Genomic DNA, 18,098 nt, shown 5'->3' on the forward strand with positions numbered 1-18,098 from the left:
CCCTTCAGCAGGTCCTTTTATTTTTTATATAAAATGAGCGCTGAAAAACAGTAGAGCTGCTCTCCTCCTTGCTCACAGATCACCGCCACATTGTATTTGATGTCAATAATTTGGTCGTCGTCCATTCCTTTTAAAAAAAGATTGATTTCGCTTTGCAAATCTTTCTCGTGTTCTTCATCAAATACAGCTACCTTCAGCACATATGCCACTCTCCCTTCTCTTGCTACTCTATTTTTATGCAAATAGAGACGGACATATGAACAAAAAAAAGCCTTCCATCTTGTCGATGAAAGGACTTCTTTTTACAGCTTCGGTTTTGTTTCTCCTGTCCATGCAAGCATGCCGCCAACGACATTGGTTGCTTGATAGCCTTGGTCTTCTAAGAAATAGCAGACATTCTCACTGCGTTTACCAGAACGGCAAATAATATAATACTCTTGCGTCTTATCAAACGCATCTAGCTTCTCAGGAATATCGCCCATTCGAATATGGACTGCCTCTGGAATCATGCCTTCTGCTACCTCTTCATCCTCACGCACATCGACGAGTTGAATGGCTTCTTCTTGCTCTAGTTTTTGCTTTAATTCTTCTATTGAAATTTCTTTTACTGACACGACTCTCATCTCTCCTTTTATTCACGGTGACACCATTATAGCAAATCATACACATCACTGCGTATTCACCCGCTTGGATTGAAGGAAAGACGGGAATCGTTTCTTCACATCAACTGCCGGCTGCTCGCTTTCAAACTCTATCTTTTTAAATACTTGATAGGCTAGCCACATGTGGCCATATGCGAGAATGCTGATGCTAAAAAACGGCACGATCCCTGGCAAATAAGCAAATAGGATAAAGAGAACAGCCGAGAAAACGAGCATAGAGAGCGTATATTGCAAATACGAGATGCCAAGCAGAAGGGAAAATTTCAAATAAAGACGCTTTTTCCACTCATAATGAGCCAGCAGCGGAAAGATATAAAACAAGCTGACAATAAACAGAAAACCAAAGATATAGATCGCAAAGCGAAGCACGTGTAAAAACCAACTCGTTGGATAAATATAAGCAAGGTCTACATAAATAATTGTCCCGATGATGACCAGCACCACTCCAATGACATTAGAGCGTACAAATTCTTCGCGGTATACTTTCCAAAAGGTTTGAAAGACGCTGACTTGCTCATGCCCTTGTATCCACTTTCTCATCACAGAAAATAACGCTGTTGTTGCAGGCATGAAGCCAAAGATTCCAAGCCCAAGTAAAGTGAACAAAAGCCATAACAAATTCGTATAGGCAAGTCTCATCACCCACTCACACATGCGCAACATTCTGCTCATTGATCCATCATGATCCATCTCTCTTCCCTCCTCTCTTTCTCGTTACACCGTCTCTTTTTGAAACAATTCTTCTATTTCAATCGGACGTTTTTCTGCAACTGAGCGCCACATGCCTTCGCCAAGTGCAATGGAATAAGCCCCCGCCTCTGCTCCTGCCGAAATGTCATAAGGAATGAGCGGATCTTTTCCTAAAAATAAATCTGCTAATAATAGCGGATCTCCGCCTCCATGACCACCTGATTGTTTCACAACTTCAATCGTTTCTTTTCCACCAAACATCGGGTAGTATGCAATTGTCTGTTCAGGGAATTGAAAAGGGATTCTCGATGGCACATGAAACTCATTTGTTTCAATCCGTCCCTTCGTCCCGTTAATCGCAAGCCGGTAGCCTTCATAGGGCGCTGAAAATTGAATCGAATAACTTAACAAAGCCCCCTGATCATAAGCCACTGACGCCACATATGTATCCTCAATATCAATTTCTCGATCAAAAATACAGGCATCCGGGCGATAATTTGAGTATTGCTTTGACTGCTGCTCACCTGATTCAATATGGTCATCCTCCACCTTTGTGCGCTCTACCCGCGGATTCCACCTTGCTTCATAATGACAGGTATCTCTTACATGACAGGTTCCACAATATCGATTCTCTTCACCCTGCAAAGGATTCCAAGGACTTTCATCCCCATAATAATTCAGTGCGCCATAGGCAAATACTTGCTTCGGCTTTTGATCAATCCACCAGTTGACCAAGTCAAAGTGATGGGTCGATTTATGAATAGACAGACCGCCTGAATATTGACGCGAGCGGTTCCACCTTTTAAAATAACTGGCTCCGTGATACGTATCAATGAGCCAGCTTAACTCAACAGACGTGACCCTTCCAATCTTTCCATCTAAAATGAGCTCTTTTATCTTTCGGTGGAACGGATTGTAGCGATAATTAAAGGTGACGGTGACCTTCCCTTTGCTTTCTGCCTCTTTTTCCATCACCTGTTTGGCGTCTTTTGCTGTTGTGACCATCGGCTTTTCCGTTATGACATCCAGATCATGATCCAGTGCCTGCAGGATATATGTGACATGTGTATCATCTCGCCCCGCCACAATGACGATGTCTGGCCTTGCTTCCTTCACCATCTGATCAAATGCATCCTCATGAAAAAATGAGACGCCCCTTAGTGATGGAAAACGTTCCTGACAAAGTGTATACCGCTTCTCATCTACATCTAAGAGCCCCGTAATCCTGTAATGCTCATTGAAATCCTCGGTGAGCGGTTTGATAAACATATTAAAAGCACGGTGACTGAGCCCGCAAACGGCGACCCTTTTCACATTCCCCCACCCCTTTTTCTAATGGTTTTCACGAAGCTGTTTCATGAGAGACAGTGCCTCTTTAGATTTCTCCGTATACACAGGAATAAAGGCGACCATATCTCGGTGTAATCGAAAGGTATAGCCATTTAGCTGCTTTGTTCCTTTCTTGATTTGGACCGCATAATCGACTGTATTTCCCGTCTTTGCATCTTCCACCGTATATGGTCCTGCCCCTTCGCCATCTACCCGCATCTCTTCAAGCAGCTGAAAGCTTTCAGGATCATCATATGTTCTAAACATTTCTTCCGGGACAAACATCACGTCCCCCTCTTTTGCAGTTATTTCAACAAGAAGTTTTTCAGGAATTGCAGGGAAGATGTGAACGTCGTATGTCTCTTGATTTGGTTGAAAAGCTTTCTCCACTAATTGGTCTTTCATTGCTTTTGACATGTCAGAAAAAATAAGGACATCAATCCCCTCTGTTTTCCCCTGACAGGCGGACAAATAAAAGGCAGCGATGAAGCTGAGGAGCCATGCCGCAGCCCTTTGATGCCGCCTCATACCTTTTGAAACACAGACAGCTTTTCTAGTTCAGTTAACGCCATAATAAAAGCGCCTGCTCCATGCAAATCATTCGTGCTCCGCTCTCTACCAACGTAATAATCATAAAATCCCGCAGATGTTCCAATACAAATATCGTTCACCGTAAAATCGCCGTTGTCTTTTTCCTCCGTTTTATACTGAATCAACCCTTGATACGCTTTGACCACGTGATCAACATATCGAAGACTGACATATCCTTCATTCATGGCTTTTGCCATCGCATATATGAATAGACATGACCCTGAGCTTTCAAGCCAATTGTCGCTATGACTTCCTTTATCAATGATTTGATGCCATAGACCCGTTTCATCGTCCTGATATTTTGCCACACTTTCCAGCATATCTGTCAGTGTGTCCTTCCACACTTTTCGTCCTTCATGTCCTTCTGGTAAATCTTCGATCATATCGGCTAACGCAAGGACATACCAGCCAAAGGATCTTGCCCAAAATTCTGGGGAACAGCCCGTCTGTTGATCAGCCCATGGCATCACTTTCCGTTCATCCCATGCGTGATAGTAAAGGCCCGTTTTTTCATCTTTGGTATGCTTTCTCATGAGATGCTCTTGATGGATGACCATGTCCACCAGCTCCGATTCTCCTGTCAACTGGGCATACTTTAAAGCAAAAGGCCCACCCATATAAAGACCATCTAGCCACATTTGATAGGCATAATTGTCTTTATGCCAAAAACCGCCCTCAGACGTGCGATTCAGCGTCCGGTAAAGCCCCCGAAGCTTTTCTGCTGCCTTCACATACCGCTTCTCTCCCGTTCTTTCAATCAGCGGGAATAAAATGAGCCCTGCTTGAATGGCATCAAGCTCGTCTCTGCGGAATAATAGATTCCCATGGTCATCAATGAGTGAGTCAGCATAATTTTTCACATAATCAAAGTACGCCTCGTTTTCTGTTGCTTCGTAAAGCTTCATCACTCCGCAAAGGAAAACTCCTTGATGATAGTGCCACCTTCCAGCTGGCGGAAGTTCAATCGGTGTATACGCTTTCATTATTGTTTGTGCTAATTTCTCTGCATGCTCAAGCGGTGATCCCTTTTCAATCGATAATGTCATTGGTCTTCATCTCCCCTTTTAATAAATCCCTTCTTCTCCAAACTTCTTCGCTAAACGGTTCGCCATCATAACCAAAATAAGTCCAACGGCTGCTTTAAATAAACCAACAGCGGTACTATAGCTGAATTGTCCTTGCTTCAGACCAGCTGTATACACATACGTATCAAAAATCTCTGCGACTTCCCTGTTGGTCGCATTGAGTAATAAATAGACATGTTCAAATCCAAGCTCTAATGTATCACCGATTTTTAAAATGAGTAGTACAACAATGACACTTTTAATCGCAGGAAGGGTGATGTGCCACATTTGTCTGAGTCTGCCGGCTCCATCCATTTTTGCTGCTTCATATAGCTGCGGATCTACTGCTGTAATCGCTGCAAGATAAATAATGGTTGACCAACCCGCTTCTCTCCAGATTACCTGCAAAATGTACATGGGTCTAAACCATTCTTGACTAAGAAGGAAGTTAATCTTTTCTCCTCCGAAGAAAGCAATCAATTCATTGATTAACCCGCCATCTACCGTTAACAAAACAAAAGATAAGGACACGACAATCACCCATGACATGAAGTGAGGAATATAAATCATTGTCTGAACAAATTTCTTAAACAGTGCCAATCTGACCTCGTTTAAAAGAAGGGCTAATAAGATTGGAATCGGAAAGAAAATCACGACATTCATGGCAAATAAAATGAGCGTATTTTTTAATAAAATGAAAAATGTTGGTTCTGTAAATAAGCGAATAAAGTGTTTGAAGCCAACCCACTCACTGCCAAGAATTCCGAGAAACGGCTGGTAATCTTGAAAGGCAATGATCAGCCCCCACATAGGGACATATTTAAAGACAAGAAAATAAAGGAGCCCTGGCAAAATCATTAAATACAGAAATTTTTGACTAAGTAATTGGTTAAGTAAGCGCTTTCTCTTTTCTTTTTTCAAAGCTGCCGCAGGCACACCCTTGGCAGTGACATCCTGTGTTTTCACAGATAAAGCCTCCCCTCATGCTGATGCATGTGTTAACTGTATCTTAAGGATGAAAAATCCGTCTACAATCATATCATCAGATCATATTTACTCAGGGGAAGCTACTCAAAACGTTACATAAAACATAAGAAAATGATCCTAATCTCAGAAAATGATTATTGACAAACCTACCAGATTTTTGGATTAATAAACTAAGGGGAAAAGATTGTTTCGTTTGAAATGGGGGGTTTTATGAAAAGAAAGCAGTATAAATTTTATTACAAGCTGGTGACGTTTTTTTTCGTGCTTAGTACAATTCCTGTTATTATTGTCGGTATTTTTTCTTATCAGCATTCGCAAAAAACTGCACTCGAAAATATTTCAAATGAAAAGCTGGACAGCGTCAAACAAACGCAATCCAATATTGAGCATATTCTAAAGACAGTAGATCATTCTCTCACTCACTATGTCAGTTCGCCGCCTCTCCTTCAAACACTGGCAGAACCTTTAAATCCAGACCAATTCCAACTTTATAATCAAGTCCAGCAAGAACTGAATTACCTGCAAACCTTCGACACCGATCTCTCCAATATTACACTTGTTAGTAAAATGGAAGATTGGTATATGAACAATTCTGGTCTTTATCATGTCTCAAACGGAGATCAAGAGAAAGCGTTAACCTCTTACCTCAATATTCCGAGTCATTCCAGCTGGGCACTTGAAGAAAATAATCCACTTGTCTCAACAAAAGAAGGAAAGACATCCTTTTGCAAATACAATGTGAATTTAATCAAGCAGCTTCCGATGAACAGTGTCCAAAAGAAGGGGATCGCCGTCGCCAGCATTCCAAGCTGCGTGATTGCTGACAACATGCCTGACTTCTCTCAATCTGATAGTATGTTTGTCATTGATACAAACGGAAAAGTACTGCTACATAATCGAAAAGAACAAATTGGTGACTCGTTAAAAAATCAAGATTTCGTCAAACATGTCCTGTCACTTGAAGAACGATCCGGACAATTTGATATGAAAATCGATGAACTAAACTATCAAATTACGTTTCAAAAATCAGATTATAACGAATGGACATACTTATCCTTTGTCTCCATTCCAGAACTAAAGCAGCAAACGAAATCAATCGGGTGGATCACCTTTATTATTTGCTTTATTTTGTTAGCGCTTTCATTATTATTTTCATGGTTTGGCTCTAGACACTTTTATAAACCGATTCGCTTATTATACGAATCCTTTGCACGTAATGAGTCGTTTTTGCATAAACAGCCTTTCCAAAATGAATTTGAGCTCATCGAATCGAGCATTAAACAAATGAAAGATCAAAACAATGATCTAGAGGAACGGATTGAGCAGCAAGTGACCCACTTACAGCAATACTTTATGGTGCGGCTGCTGCTTGGCAAGCTGACGGAAGAAGAGATTCACAACCGATTTCAAAGTCTAGGCTTTCCTCGTGACTGGTCCCATTTGTCCATGCTTGTGACCCAAATCGATACACTAAAAGGAACGCCGTATGAAAAAAAGGATGCAGACTTGCTTTTATTTGCGATAAATGGACTGATTGAGCAGATTATTCCGCTAGAGGAGCACCTTCAGCCGACCGTTGTCAATCAGCATCAAACGACGATTGTCCTCAATCAATCGAAGTCAGAAGAGGAATTTACTGAATATTTAAATCAATTAGCTGAAACAATTCAGCAGCGGATTGAGGAAGAGCTGGGCTTATCGATCAGCATTGGGATCAGTCGCTCATTTAAAGAGCTCTCTATGGCCAAACATGCTTATATTGAGGGAAAAGAAGCCTTAAAATATAGGCTCAAGGCAGAGAAAAAATCCATTCTTTTATACGAGCATATTCAGCAAGGAAAGACGTTTAAGACTCACTTCCCAAAACAGCTGCAGCATGATTTATTTGATGCCATTAAAGCAGGCGATCAAGGCAAGGCAGATCACTATTTACATGTGCTTCTGCAATCCATTTTTTCTAAAAATGCTGGACCACATGAGTACCAGATTGCTCTCGCTCGTTTTTTAAACAATCTCATCGAGCTGATGCATTTACTAGGCATTGAATTGTTTGAAGTCGAAGATAATAAAATGCTCTATGATACGATCTTTGAGTTTAAAACGTTTGAAGATACAGAAGCGTGGCTGAAACATGAGATCATTCGACCCATCATTGATCAGCTCGGCGCGCGTGAAGACTCTCAATATAAAAATATCTCAGAGAAAATCATTCATATCATTCATCAAGAATTTGACTCAGATCTGACATTGGACGAAATCGCTACACGCCTGCACTACAATCCAAATTATTTAAGCAGTATTTTTAGAAAAGAAATGGATATCTCCTTTAGTGAATATCTCTCGTCTTACAGACATCATGTCGCCAAAAACTGGTTGGTGGAGACGGATATGTCGGTGAAAGAAATTTCGGAAAAGCTAAAATATAAAAATCCGCAAAATTTCATCCGCTCCTTTAAAAAGCTGGAAGGCACAACACCTGGGAAGTACCGTGATCAGAAAAAAGGCATATAAAGCAAAGTCCCGCTCTCACAAGAAGCGGGACTTTTTTATTTAAACTGTTCATTTAGAATGCTGTCTTCCAGCACTGAAAGCGGCTCGCCATACACTCGTTCAATATGGGCTGCCCCCCAATCACATAACGCATTCAAAATTCGCTCAAGTGACTGTCCGTATTCACTTAATTCATACTCCACTTTAGGCGGCACTTGTTCATATACAATGCGGTTAATCACACCGTCATTTTCAAGCTCTCTCAGCTGCTGTGTGAGCATTTTTTGTGTGATATTTGGCATGAGGCGCTTCAGTTCACTCGTCCGCTTTTTCCCATGTGTTAAATGACATAAAATGACACACTTCCATTTCCCGCCGATCACTTCAAGCGTTGCCTCCACAGAGATATTATATTTCTTCTTTTCCAACGTCTCTTCACTCCTTTTGATGCTGTACAGGCACTTTTTAGTACCTATATTACAAAAAAGTACGTACTTTTTTTTCTGTCATCTATGTTAGATAATAACTCTTGCCGATCGGCTTCGTCTATTAAAATGTCATGAAAGAAGGATGTGAATCACTATGCAAAACAAACAAAATCACTTTGCCCTTCTCGCACTAGCGATTAGTGCATTTGCTATAGGTACAACTGAATTTATCTCTGTAGGTCTCCTACCGATGATCTCAGAGGACTTTGGCGTGAGTGTCAGTCAGGCCGGCTGGACTGTTTCTTTATATGCGCTCGGTGTTACCTTTGGCGCACCAATTCTAACCTCCCTGACTTCCGCTATGAACAAAAAGACATTGCTTTTGCTCATTATGCTCGTCTTTTTGATCGGAAATACACTCGCCACGATTGCCCCGACCTTTTCTGTACTGTTAATCGGACGAGTGATTTCAGCCCTATCACATGGTGTATTTATGTCGATTGGCTCGACCATTGCCGCAAGCCTTGTGGTGAAAGAAAAGCGGGCAAGCGCTATTGCCTTTATGTTCACTGGTTTAACAGTCGCTACTGTGACCGGTGTGCCATTCGGTACGTTTCTTGGTCATGAGCTCGGCTGGCGGACGTCATTTGGTGTGATTGTCATGATTGGCCTAATCGCACTGATTTCTAACTATTTCCTTGTTCCGTCTCAATTGAAACAGGGCGTGAAAACAACGTTTAAGGATCAAGCAGCCTTATTAAAGACGAAAAGAATTTTGCTTTTATTTGTCATTACTGCTACAGGGTATGGAGGAACTTTTGTCGTCTTCACCTATTTATCCCCTCTCTTGCAGCATGTGACAGGTCTTGCGCCTGGAACAGTTGCCTTGATCCTGCTGTTATACGGGATGACCATCGCCGCTGGGAATGTCATTGGCGGAAAAGCGGCGAATAAACAGCCAATGAAAGCACTGATTTATATGTTTATCATTCAAAGTCTCATCTTGTTTATCCTTAGCTTTACTGCTGGATTTATGACACTCGGGATTGGAACTGTGATGCTGATGGGACTGTTTGCTTTCATGAATGTACCCGGCCTTCAAGTTGCCGTCGTTGATTTTGCAGAAAGGTATACACCTGGAGCTGTCGACGTTGCTTCCGCTCTGAATATCGCTGCCTTTAATGCAGGTATCGCCATTGGTTCATTTTTAGGCGGCATCGTGACAGATACCCTTGGGCTTGTGCATACCGGCTGGGTTGGCGGCATCATGGTGCTCATGGCGGCCATACTCACGATGGTGAGTCATCAAATCGAACCAAAAGAATACAAACAAACCATTTAAAGGAGACTTTCATATGAACGATTTACAAAGTACAAAAACATTAAACAACGGCGTCCGCATGCCAGGATTTGGTCTTGGGGTCTTTCAGGTTGAAGAGGGAACGGAATTAATTGAAGCTGTTAAAACAGCCATTCAATTAGGATATCGCAGTATTGATACAGCTTCTATTTACGGCAATGAAGAAGGTGTTGGACGAGGCATACAACTTGGTCTAGCAGAAACAGGCCTTCGCCGCGAAGACATCTTTGTGACATCCAAAGTGTGGAATGCCGATTTAGGATATGAAGCGACACTAAAAGCATACGAAGACAGCCTGAAAAAACTTCAGCTTGATTACCTTGATCTGTATTTAATTCACTGGCCAGTTGAAGGGAAATACAAGGAAGCATGGCGCGCGCTTGAAACGCTGTACCGTGAAGGAAAAGTTAGAGCCATCGGTGTGAGTAACTTCCAGCCGCATCATCTAGATGAATTATTGAAAGATGCGGACATCATTCCAGCGATTAATCAAGTCGAGTTTCATCCAAAACTCACGCAGGAAACGCTGTTTACGTATTTGAAAACACATGGTATCCAAATGGAAGCCTGGTCACCACTTATGCAGGGGGAACTGCTAAAACACCCGCTGATCACAGAGCTTGCGGGCACATACAGCAAAACACCTGCTCAAATTATTTTGCGCTGGGATGTGCAAAAAGGCGTCATTACGATTCCTAAATCAACGAAAGCCCATCGTTTAAAAGAAAATGCCGACATTTTCGATTTTGTCCTATCTGATGAGGATATGAAGCGCCTGTCTGCTTTAAATGAAAATAAACGAATTGGTCCTGATCCCGACAACTTCGACTTTTAATGAAAACACCCCCGCTTTTTACTAAGCGGGGGTCTTCATGTTCATCATTTTGATTTTTTAAAGGAAGCTTCATATTCTTCTATGATTTTATTTCCACCATTTGATTTCCACTTCTCTACATCTTTCTTAAATTGTTCTTCGTTGATATCACCAAGAATGAACTTATAGGTTGCATCATCGATGATTTTCTTCAATTCATTTCCTCGCTCTGATGCCGTTTCTGAATACAGGCTTTCAGCAGGGTTAGCGACAATGATGTTTTTATTGTCTTCTTCTAGCTCTTCATATTTTGTACGAACTGCATCGCCTTTATTTTTCAAGTAACGTTTATCAATCCCTACGAGGCTGACAAGCGGCTGTACATCTGTCTGCCAGCTTTTCACTTGGCTTTCTTCCCTCACAAATGTATTTCCATCTTGTTTGTTATAATGCTTTCCATCAATCCCATACGTCATGAGACCATATACGTCTTCTTCTGCAATGCGGTCAAAGAAAGCCAAAATTCTCTTTAACTCTGCTTCTGATTTGACGCTTGTTTTAGGGAAGGCGAAGATGCCATTATGGCCGCCTGATGCCCATACACGTTCTTTGCCATCTGGGCCTTTGATTCGGTTGATAATATCCACTTCCATGTTCTTATCTGTTGCATCATCTCTTAAGTTCACTGCATCTACCATATTTCCAACATAGATACCCGCTTTTCCTTGTGAGAACAATTCTTGCTGCTGCGTTTTGCTTGTGACTGGGAAGTCTTTGTTTATATAGCCATTGTCACGCAGTTTTTTCATATATTTCATTGTATTCATATACTCATCCGTCATAAAGTCTGGCGTAAATTTGCCGTTTTCTTCTTTCCAATCTGTTGGCATTCCTTCATAAGAACCTAGCGTTTTAAATGCACCGTAAATCAAATCGTTACGGTCTGTAAAACCAATTGTATCGTCCTTGCCATTTTTGTTCGGATCTTTTTCAGTAAATGCCTTGGCTACTTCATAAAGGTCATCCAGCGTTTTTGGTGTATCCAAATTTAAATTTTCAAGCCAATCCTTTCGAATGACAATCCCTTGTCTTGAAAGTGGTCTCTCTCTATAAATGCCATAAAGCTTCCCATCGATAGAGGCATTTTTATTAATCAGTTCGTTCATCTTACTTAAATTTGGATAATCCTTTAAGTATGGACCGATTTCCCAGAACATGCCTGATCTAAACGCATTGATAGCAGATGAATTCTTAATGTCTTGAATCGTCACAATTTGCGGGAGGTTCCCTGCGGCAAGTGCTGAATTTAAACGGTCTTCTTTCACCGCATCAGGCACCCACGTTATATCAAGCTCTGTATTTGTGAGCTTCTCAATCTCTTCTAACACTGAATCTTTCGGCGGCTGCTGATGATACAAAATCGCCATCCATGTCAGTTTCACCTTTTTGTCTAAATCAACCTTTCCATCTGATGAGCTTGCCCCTTTACTTGAACAAGCTGACAGAATACCGCTTGCGGCAAATAACAAAACAAAGGCAATCAGCCATAATTTCTTTCTCCCCATAAGATCCCTCCGTTATTCCATCTTTTTAACCCTTTACAGAACCGAGTAATGCCCCTTTGTTGAAATGCTTTTGAATAAATGGATAGACAAGCAGAACGGGAATGGTCGCCACGACGATGACCGCCATTTTAATGGTTTGGTCTGGCGGCGGTGTTGATGAGCCCATATCTGACATATCTCCCTGCATACCGCTTGATACAATGACGATTTGTCTTAACAGGACCTGAATTGGCCATTTCACCGAATCGTTTAAATATAAAATGGCTGTCATGTACGTATTCCAATACGTCACGGCATAAAAAAGTGAAATCGTCGCAATAGCTGGCAAAGAAAGTGGCAGCACGATTTTAAAGAAGATCCCTAAATCGTTACAGCCGTCCATCTTCGCTGATTCTTCAAGGCTTGCTGGTATGTTTTGAAAGAAGTTTTTCAAAATGATCAAATTGAATGCATTGATGGCCACTGGCAGAATGAGTGACCAGTAAGTATCAAGCAGCCCAAGTGTTTTCACGACGATAAACGTTGGAATCATCCCTCCGCTAAACAGCATCGTGAAGACAACGAGAAACATGAGAGTTCTTCGGCCCTTTAGCTCCTGACGAGACAGCCCATACGCCATGAGTGAGGATAAAAACATGCTGACCGCTGTTCCAACGAGTGTCACAAGAATGGATACAATCAGGCTGCGATACACAATATCTGTAGAAAAGATATAGCGATAGGCCTCTAGAGAAAACGTCGTTGGAAACAAAATAAACTTCTTTGAGATGACCTCTTCTACTGTCGCAAAAGAGGCGGCAATGACATGGATGAACGGGAGCACACATATTAATGCGAACATGAGTAGAAAAGAGTAATTAAATACATTGAACAATCGGCCTTTAATAGAACGATCTATGTTCATCACGCCCTTTCTTTGTAAGCGTTATCATTTCGTCTGAACATAAGCTGCAGCCTTTGACGATATCGTGATTAAAATGTAACAAACGGGGGAAGAAAGCGTCTATAATCATCATGACAGACCACAGAGATGATCATGCCATTCGTGCTTTTAGCCTCATCAATGAAAAGAAAAAGATCATGAGCTAATGTCATGATTATGCCCTATGCCTGATCGTTTTCTTTCAGAATTTCTGCCGTATTGACATCTGGCCTGTAGCCTAACTCCTGCTTCGTTTTCTCAGTAGACCAAGGTTTTCCTTCGTTTTCTGATACAGCATAATAAGTCCCGAATGGAACGTCCGTTTCGATGGCAGCCTTGATCATGCCGAAAAGGTCTTCATGTGAAAGAAGCGTTCGTTTCGTTCTTTTTTTGGTGTGCAATCCTTCCATCTCATCTGTCACGACGGTTCCAATTCTCAAATTGATGACAGACATACCTGTTTGATCGTGAAACAAACGTCCAAGCTGTTCGGAAGCAAATTTTAAAATGCCATACACATTTTTCGTTGCTGGTACATCATCAGTCGTAATTTCTCGCCCTAGTAAGGAGTGCCCATCTTTTTCATAGCGATCTGTCACATGGTTACTGCTTGCAAAAATAACTTTTGGAATGCTTAACCTGGCCGCTGAACGAAACATATTATACGTGCTTATCCAAAACACCTCATTCATTTTTGCAAACTCCTTTTCATTCATCACATCATGCGTCATGTCTATGTTTAAAAGATGAATGATCACATCTGTATCTCTTGGAATGGCTTGAAACAACTCCTCTTCAATTGCCGCATTTGCAAAAATGACTTCTTCTACACATCTTGTTTGATCAATGATGGTCAGGTCATACTCCGAAAAGAGCTCTTTAGTTAATAAACGTCCGATGACACCACATCCGCCAATCATGGTGATTTTTTTCATCTGTTTCCTCCTTCATCTTCTATCGGAGTAGTATGTCCATGCCGTCTATTGATTACAGCCACTTTTTCAAAAAACGTGTAGCCTCGTGGCGCATAGCAGCCGTTTCAAAATGACCTGCATGTAAACCGACAAGCTGATAACGTTCCTTTAAGGAAGCAGCTTGATAGGCTTGACTTAATGTCTGTTGAATTCGTCCAACACCTTCAGCAGGTGTAAGCTGATCATGCTTTCCAACTAAGCTTAAATGCGGTCTTGGGAAAATCATTTCTTGGATGTCAGCTGCTGTAAAGTGCTTAGCTAAGCTCGGTACATAATAGTAAAAACCGTGTCTATCTAAATGATTTGTTTCAATCAATGTGTGATGATCAACCTGTGCGCAAAGATCCACACACACACTGACCCTCTCATCAAGTGCTGCCGTCCACCATGAAAGAAGGCCGCCCATTGACATCCCAAAAACAGCTAAACGCTCTGGAAGCACATCAGAGCGGGACAGCAAATAATCAATTGCACACATGCTCTCATACAGCATCATGCCCCACATCACTTTTCCTGTTAACAGCATTTCTTTGAAAATTTCACTTTCTGTTCTTCCCCTTCTTTCACCAAATCCCGCGTGATCAATCGCCAACACACTATAGCCTTTTGAAGTGAATTCTTTTGCGTATGAAGGCGCTTGCAAATAATGAGCCCCCTTCAATAACTCTTCTTTCCCATCCACATAATTCCCACCATGAGAATGCTGAAACAAGACAACTGGCCTTTTTTTCACTGTATCTTTCGGCTTCACAAAATAAGCCGGAACTTCCTCCACCCCATGAATAGAGAGAATGAGTGTTTCTACTAAGTACGATTCACGTTCCTCAATCTTTAACGTATACGCCTCCACACGATGGCGCTCCGGCATTTCCCCTAATAAACTGAGCAGTTGTTCACGTTTGCTTTCCTTTTCCATTGACGTCACTCCTCATTTTCTTGATCAACTTGTTAAATACGAGATTGATGGAGGAATTACCTTGTTTTCGACAAAATTATGTCCCGGGAAATAAACAACACCCATCGGCTGATACCGATGGGTGCGTTCATTAGTTCGCGACAATATTGACAAGTTTTCCAGGAACCGCAATCACTTTACGGATTGTTTTCCCTTCAAGCTGTTCTTTTATCCGTGCATCACTTTTCGCAAGCTCTTCTAGTTGCTCTTTTGTTGCATCAGCAGGAACCGTTAATTTTGCTTTCACTTTTCCATTTAGCTGTACGACAATTTCCACTTCATCATCGACAAGTTTTGACTCATCATATTGCGGCCATGCTTCATAAGAAATAGACCCTTCATGACCAAGTTTATTCCAAAGCTCTTCCGCTACATGCGGTGCAATCGGAGAAAGAAGTTTCACAAATCCTTCTGCATATTCTTTCGGCAGTGTGTCAGCCTTGTATGCATCGTTGATGAACACCATTAATTGTGAAATCCCAGTATTGAAACGTAAGCCTTCATAATGATCCGTTACCTTCATGACGGTTTCATGGTAGCTGCGTTCTAATGCGCCGCCAGATTGCTCTGTCACTTTATCACTGATGGAGCCATCTTCATTTGTAAACAGACGCCATACACGATCTAGGAAACGACGAGCACCATCAAGACCTGTTTCAGACCAAGCAATCGATGCATCTAAAGGTCCCATGAACATTTCATACAGTCTTAATGTATCTGCACCATGAGATTCTACGATATCATCTGGGTTGACAACATTCCCTTTTGATTTACTCATTTTTTCATTATTTTCACCAAGAATCATTCCTTGGTTGAACAATTTCATGAACGGTTCTTTTGTTGGAACAACACCAATATCATACAAGAATTTATGCCAGAATCGTGCATATAGCAGATGAAGCACAGCATGTTCTGCTCCACCAATATACACATCAACCGGAAGCCATTTCTTCAGCTTTTCAGGAGATGCAAGTTCTTCTGTGTTATGTGGATCAATATAACGTAAGAAGTACCAGCAGCTACCTGCCCATTGTGGCATCGTATTGGTTTCACGGCGTCCTTTTTTACCTGTCACTGGATCGACAACCTCTACCCAATCTTTAATATTCGCTAAAGGTGATTCACCTGTTCCGCTTGGCTTAATCTCAGTCGTCTTAGGCAAAATCAGTGGAAGCTCTTCCTCTGAAACAGCTGAAGATGTTCCGTCCTCCCAATGAATAATTGGAATTGGCTCTCCCCAGTAACGCTGACGGCTGAACAGCCAGTCTCTTAAACGATAAGTGACTTTCTTTTCACCTTTTTGATGTTCTTCCAGCCATGCAATCGCTTTTTCAATTGCTTCTTCTTTCCCTAAGCCGTTTAAGAAATCAGAGTTGATGTGCTTTCCATCACCTGTGTAGGCTTCTTTGTCAATGTCTCCACCTTCGACAACCTCTTTGATGGGAAGATCGAATGTTTTGGCGAATTCATAATCACGTTCATCATGAGCAGGAACTGCCATGATCGCTCCAGTGCCATATGTGGCTAACACATAATCTGCAATCCAGATCGGCATCTTTTCCCCATTCAATGGATTGATGGCATAAGCACCTGTGAAAATGCCCGTTTTCGTTTTAGCAAGATCTGTTCGCTCTAAGTCACTCTTAGACTGAATTTCTTTGATATATGCTTCAACTGCTTCTTTTTGAGCAGCTGTTGTAATTTTTTCAACTAGTGCATGCTCTGGTGCAAGAACGGCATATGTTGCACCAAATAGTGTATCAGGACGTGTTGTAAACACAGTAAACTGTTCGTCATGTCCTTCTACTTCGAAGTGAACATGTGCACCTTCAGAACGTCCAATCCAGTTGCGCTGCATATCTTTGATGCTTTCAGGCCAATCAATGTCTTCTAAATCTTCTAACAGCCTGTCCGCATATGCTGTAATTTTTAGCATCCATTGCTTCATTGGACGTCTTTCAACAGGGTGCCCTCCGCGCTCACTTTTCCCATCAATGACTTCTTCATTTGCAAGGACTGTACCAAGTGCTGGGCACCAGTTTACAGGTACTTCATCAATATACGCCAATCCTTTTTCATACAATTTCAAGAAAATCCACTGGGTCCATTTATAATAATTCGGATCTGTCGTGTTAATTTCTCGATCCCAATCATACGAGAAACCTAATGATTGAATTTGGCGGCGGAAATTATTAATGTTCTCTTCTGTAAATTCAGCTGGATCATTTCCTGTATCCAGCGCATATTGTTCCGCTGGAAGACCAAATGCGTCCCATCCCATTGGATGAAGAACATCGTAGCCCTGCATACGTTTCATACGTGATAAAATATCCGTTGCTGTGTATCCTTCAGGATGCCCTACATGAAGCCCTGCTCCTGATGGATAAGGAAACATATCTAGCGCATAAAACTTTGGTTTATCTTCCGAGTCAGATGTGGCGAATGTTTTATGTGTCAGCCAATAATCCTGCCACTTTTTTTCAATTTCCCGATGCTGAAAACTCAATGTAAAAACCTCCTTTAATATGTACGGCTTTATCTGCTCAGATGACCACTGCAAGAATTCAGATTTTTCTAAAATCAACAAAAAACCCTCATCCCTGGAAAGGGACGAGAGATTTTTTGGTTCCCGCGGTACCACCCTTGTTAGCGTCATGAACTGTTCATACGCTCACTTAATATCTTTAACGCAGACATGCGACAGAAGCTTTAACGCAACTGCAACTCTGAGGCGAGTTCAGAAGCAGATTTGATTGACTTTCACCAGCCGTCAATTCTCTAAAGACAAATACTGCTTTCCTACTACTCCTCTTCACTGTTCTTATCGTAACCGTCATCTAAGTAGTATTTTATAGAATTATGATCATAAGTGCAAGCAGGTTTGTATACAATGGGAATGTACCCTAGACTAGGGTAAAGTGAGGATATTATTCGTGTGGAGATCGGTTATGACGGTTGGAGCCTGCATCCTGTGAACGTTCTTCTCTCACAAAATCGAAGCTTCGCAGAACTGCTTCTCCTCCGTAACCTGAAATAATGGATAAGATGATCAAGTGCAGACTAGATTCGGGATTTGAGGATAAGACAAGCAGTGTAGCAGCAATCATCCCAACGAGCCAATCTTCAATAAACCCTAGATAAATAAACTTCTTTGTCATTCTGGGCTTCTCTAGCCTGCCTTTTTTCTTTACGTGACCGAGAATGCCCATGACCCCTCCAATGGCGCAAGCAATAATGACTTGTTGCAGCATTTTCATCACCTTCCTA

At 41.7% G+C, this 18,098-nt stretch carries 17 protein-coding genes and 1 other annotated feature; of the genes, 3 read left to right on the plus strand and 14 right to left on the minus strand.

Annotated features, from left to right (window positions below; genetic code table 11):
• Positions 1-17: 17 nt before the first annotated feature.
• The 7 genes from MHI58_RS14355 to MHI58_RS14385 all read right to left on the minus strand — a co-directional run bounded on the left by MHI58_RS14355 (position 18) and on the right by MHI58_RS14385 (position 5,302).
• Positions 18-200 carry a sporulation protein Cse60 gene (locus MHI58_RS14355; RefSeq protein ID WP_003217582.1) on the minus strand — a complete coding sequence of 61 codons (183 nt, stop codon included), beginning with the start codon at positions 198-200 and terminating at the stop codon, positions 18-20.
• Between the two features lie 102 nt (positions 201-302).
• Complete coding sequence (locus MHI58_RS14360) at positions 303-614, minus strand: rhodanese-like domain-containing protein (protein ID WP_017358336.1); 312 nt, start codon at positions 612-614, stop codon at positions 303-305.
• A 54-nt stretch (positions 615-668) separates the two neighbouring features.
• Positions 669-1,352: a YesL family protein gene (locus MHI58_RS14365; RefSeq protein ID WP_035391076.1), complete on the minus strand. Its 684-nt coding sequence runs from the start codon at positions 1,350-1,352 to the stop codon at positions 669-671.
• A gap of 24 nt (positions 1,353-1,376) precedes the next feature.
• Complete coding sequence (locus tag MHI58_RS14370) at positions 1,377-2,666, minus strand: Gfo/Idh/MocA family oxidoreductase (RefSeq protein ID WP_342499157.1); 1,290 nt, start codon at positions 2,664-2,666, stop codon at positions 1,377-1,379.
• 18 nt (positions 2,667-2,684) lie between these two features.
• On the minus strand, positions 2,685-3,209 hold the full coding sequence (locus MHI58_RS14375) for a lipoprotein YteS (RefSeq protein ID WP_249855645.1): 525 nt from the start codon (positions 3,207-3,209) through the stop codon (positions 2,685-2,687).
• The gene (locus MHI58_RS14380; RefSeq protein WP_039168377.1) at positions 3,206-4,318 is read right to left on the minus strand and encodes a glycoside hydrolase family 88 protein; all 1,113 of its coding nucleotides are present in this window, start codon (positions 4,316-4,318) and stop codon (positions 3,206-3,208) included. Before MHI58_RS14380 ends, MHI58_RS14375 begins: the two co-directional genes overlap by 4 nt.
• An 18-nt stretch (positions 4,319-4,336) precedes the next feature.
• The gene (locus tag MHI58_RS14385) at positions 4,337-5,302 is read right to left on the minus strand and encodes a sugar ABC transporter permease (protein ID WP_008343019.1); all 966 of its coding nucleotides are present in this window, start codon (positions 5,300-5,302) and stop codon (positions 4,337-4,339) included.
• 231 nt (positions 5,303-5,533) lie between these two features.
• Here MHI58_RS14385 and MHI58_RS14390 point away from each other — a divergent pair, with 231 nt between their 5' ends.
• Positions 5,534-7,834: a helix-turn-helix domain-containing protein gene (locus MHI58_RS14390; RefSeq protein ID WP_144680029.1), complete on the plus strand. Its 2,301-nt coding sequence runs from the start codon at positions 5,534-5,536 to the stop codon at positions 7,832-7,834.
• A 35-nt stretch (positions 7,835-7,869) separates the two neighbouring features.
• Here MHI58_RS14390 and MHI58_RS14395 read toward each other — a convergent pair whose 3' ends face one another.
• Positions 7,870-8,241, minus strand: a complete 372-nt coding sequence (locus MHI58_RS14395; protein ID WP_008343017.1) for a helix-turn-helix domain-containing protein — start codon at positions 8,239-8,241, stop codon at positions 7,870-7,872.
• Positions 8,242-8,395: 154 nt separating this feature from the next.
• On the opposite strand from MHI58_RS14395, the gene MHI58_RS14400 reads away from it, so the two are divergent.
• Complete coding sequence (locus MHI58_RS14400; protein WP_368004330.1) at positions 8,396-9,583, plus strand: MFS transporter; 1,188 nt, start codon at positions 8,396-8,398, stop codon at positions 9,581-9,583.
• A gap of 13 nt (positions 9,584-9,596) precedes the next feature.
• A complete protein-coding gene (locus tag MHI58_RS14405) occupies positions 9,597-10,436 on the plus strand; it encodes an aldo/keto reductase (protein ID WP_061419961.1) in 840 nt (279 codons plus the stop codon).
• Positions 10,437-10,480: 44 nt separating this feature from the next.
• Here the strand turns inward: MHI58_RS14405 and MHI58_RS14410 are convergent, their stop codons facing one another.
• The 6 genes from MHI58_RS14410 to MHI58_RS14435 form a co-directional block, all read right to left on the minus strand.
• Positions 10,481-11,980, minus strand: a complete 1,500-nt coding sequence (locus MHI58_RS14410) for an extracellular solute-binding protein (protein ID WP_368004331.1) — start codon at positions 11,978-11,980, stop codon at positions 10,481-10,483.
• A 25-nt stretch (positions 11,981-12,005) separates the two neighbouring features.
• A complete protein-coding gene (locus tag MHI58_RS14415) occupies positions 12,006-12,866 on the minus strand; it encodes a carbohydrate ABC transporter permease (protein ID WP_098680761.1) in 861 nt (286 codons plus the stop codon).
• 218 nt (positions 12,867-13,084) lie between these two features.
• A complete protein-coding gene (locus tag MHI58_RS14420; RefSeq protein WP_368004332.1) occupies positions 13,085-13,837 on the minus strand; it encodes an NAD-dependent epimerase/dehydratase family protein in 753 nt (250 codons plus the stop codon).
• A gap of 52 nt (positions 13,838-13,889) precedes the next feature.
• Positions 13,890-14,792 (minus strand): dienelactone hydrolase family protein, encoded by a 903-nt coding sequence (locus tag MHI58_RS14425; RefSeq protein WP_017367887.1) that lies wholly within the window; start codon positions 14,790-14,792, stop codon positions 13,890-13,892.
• A 130-nt stretch (positions 14,793-14,922) separates the two neighbouring features.
• Entirely contained in the window at positions 14,923-17,337 is a 2,415-nt protein-coding gene (gene leuS / locus MHI58_RS14430; protein ID WP_056705439.1) for a leucine--tRNA ligase, read from the minus strand.
• A gap of 97 nt (positions 17,338-17,434) precedes the next feature.
• Positions 17,435-17,656, minus strand: a binding site (T-box leader).
• A 102-nt stretch (positions 17,657-17,758) separates the two neighbouring features.
• Positions 17,759-18,088, minus strand: a complete 330-nt coding sequence (locus MHI58_RS14435) for a DUF4257 domain-containing protein (RefSeq protein WP_008343006.1) — start codon at positions 18,086-18,088, stop codon at positions 17,759-17,761.
• Positions 18,089-18,098: the final 10 nt, after the last annotated feature.

It is taken from the genome of Bacillus sp. FSL K6-2869 (assembly GCF_040869405.1).
In the GTDB taxonomy this organism is placed as follows: domain Bacteria; phylum Bacillota; class Bacilli; order Bacillales; family Bacillaceae; genus Bacillus; species Bacillus altitudinis.

Coding starts and splice junctions, on each gene's coding strand:
- MHI58_RS14365 (WP_035391076.1), bottom strand. CDS start 1,352: ATGGATCATGATGGATCAATGAGCAGAATGTTGCGCATGTGTGAGTGG.
- MHI58_RS14375 (WP_249855645.1), bottom strand. CDS start 3,209: ATGAGGCGGCATCAAAGGGCTGCGGCATGGCTCCTCAGCTTCATCGCT.
- MHI58_RS14380 (WP_039168377.1), bottom strand. CDS start 4,318: ATGACATTATCGATTGAAAAGGGATCACCGCTTGAGCATGCAGAGAAA.
- MHI58_RS14390 (WP_144680029.1), top strand. CDS start 5,534: ATGAAAAGAAAGCAGTATAAATTTTATTACAAGCTGGTGACGTTTTTT.
- MHI58_RS14400 (WP_368004330.1), top strand. CDS start 8,396: ATGCAAAACAAACAAAATCACTTTGCCCTTCTCGCACTAGCGATTAGT.
- MHI58_RS14405 (WP_061419961.1), top strand. CDS start 9,597: ATGAACGATTTACAAAGTACAAAAACATTAAACAACGGCGTCCGCATG.
- MHI58_RS14410 (WP_368004331.1), bottom strand. CDS start 11,980: ATGGGGAGAAAGAAATTATGGCTGATTGCCTTTGTTTTGTTATTTGCC.
- MHI58_RS14420 (WP_368004332.1), bottom strand. CDS start 13,837: ATGAAAAAAATCACCATGATTGGCGGATGTGGTGTCATCGGACGTTTA.
- MHI58_RS14425 (WP_017367887.1), bottom strand. CDS start 14,792: ATGGAAAAGGAAAGCAAACGTGAACAACTGCTCAGTTTATTAGGGGAA.
- MHI58_RS14435 (WP_008343006.1), bottom strand. CDS start 18,088: ATGAAAATGCTGCAACAAGTCATTATTGCTTGCGCCATTGGAGGGGTC.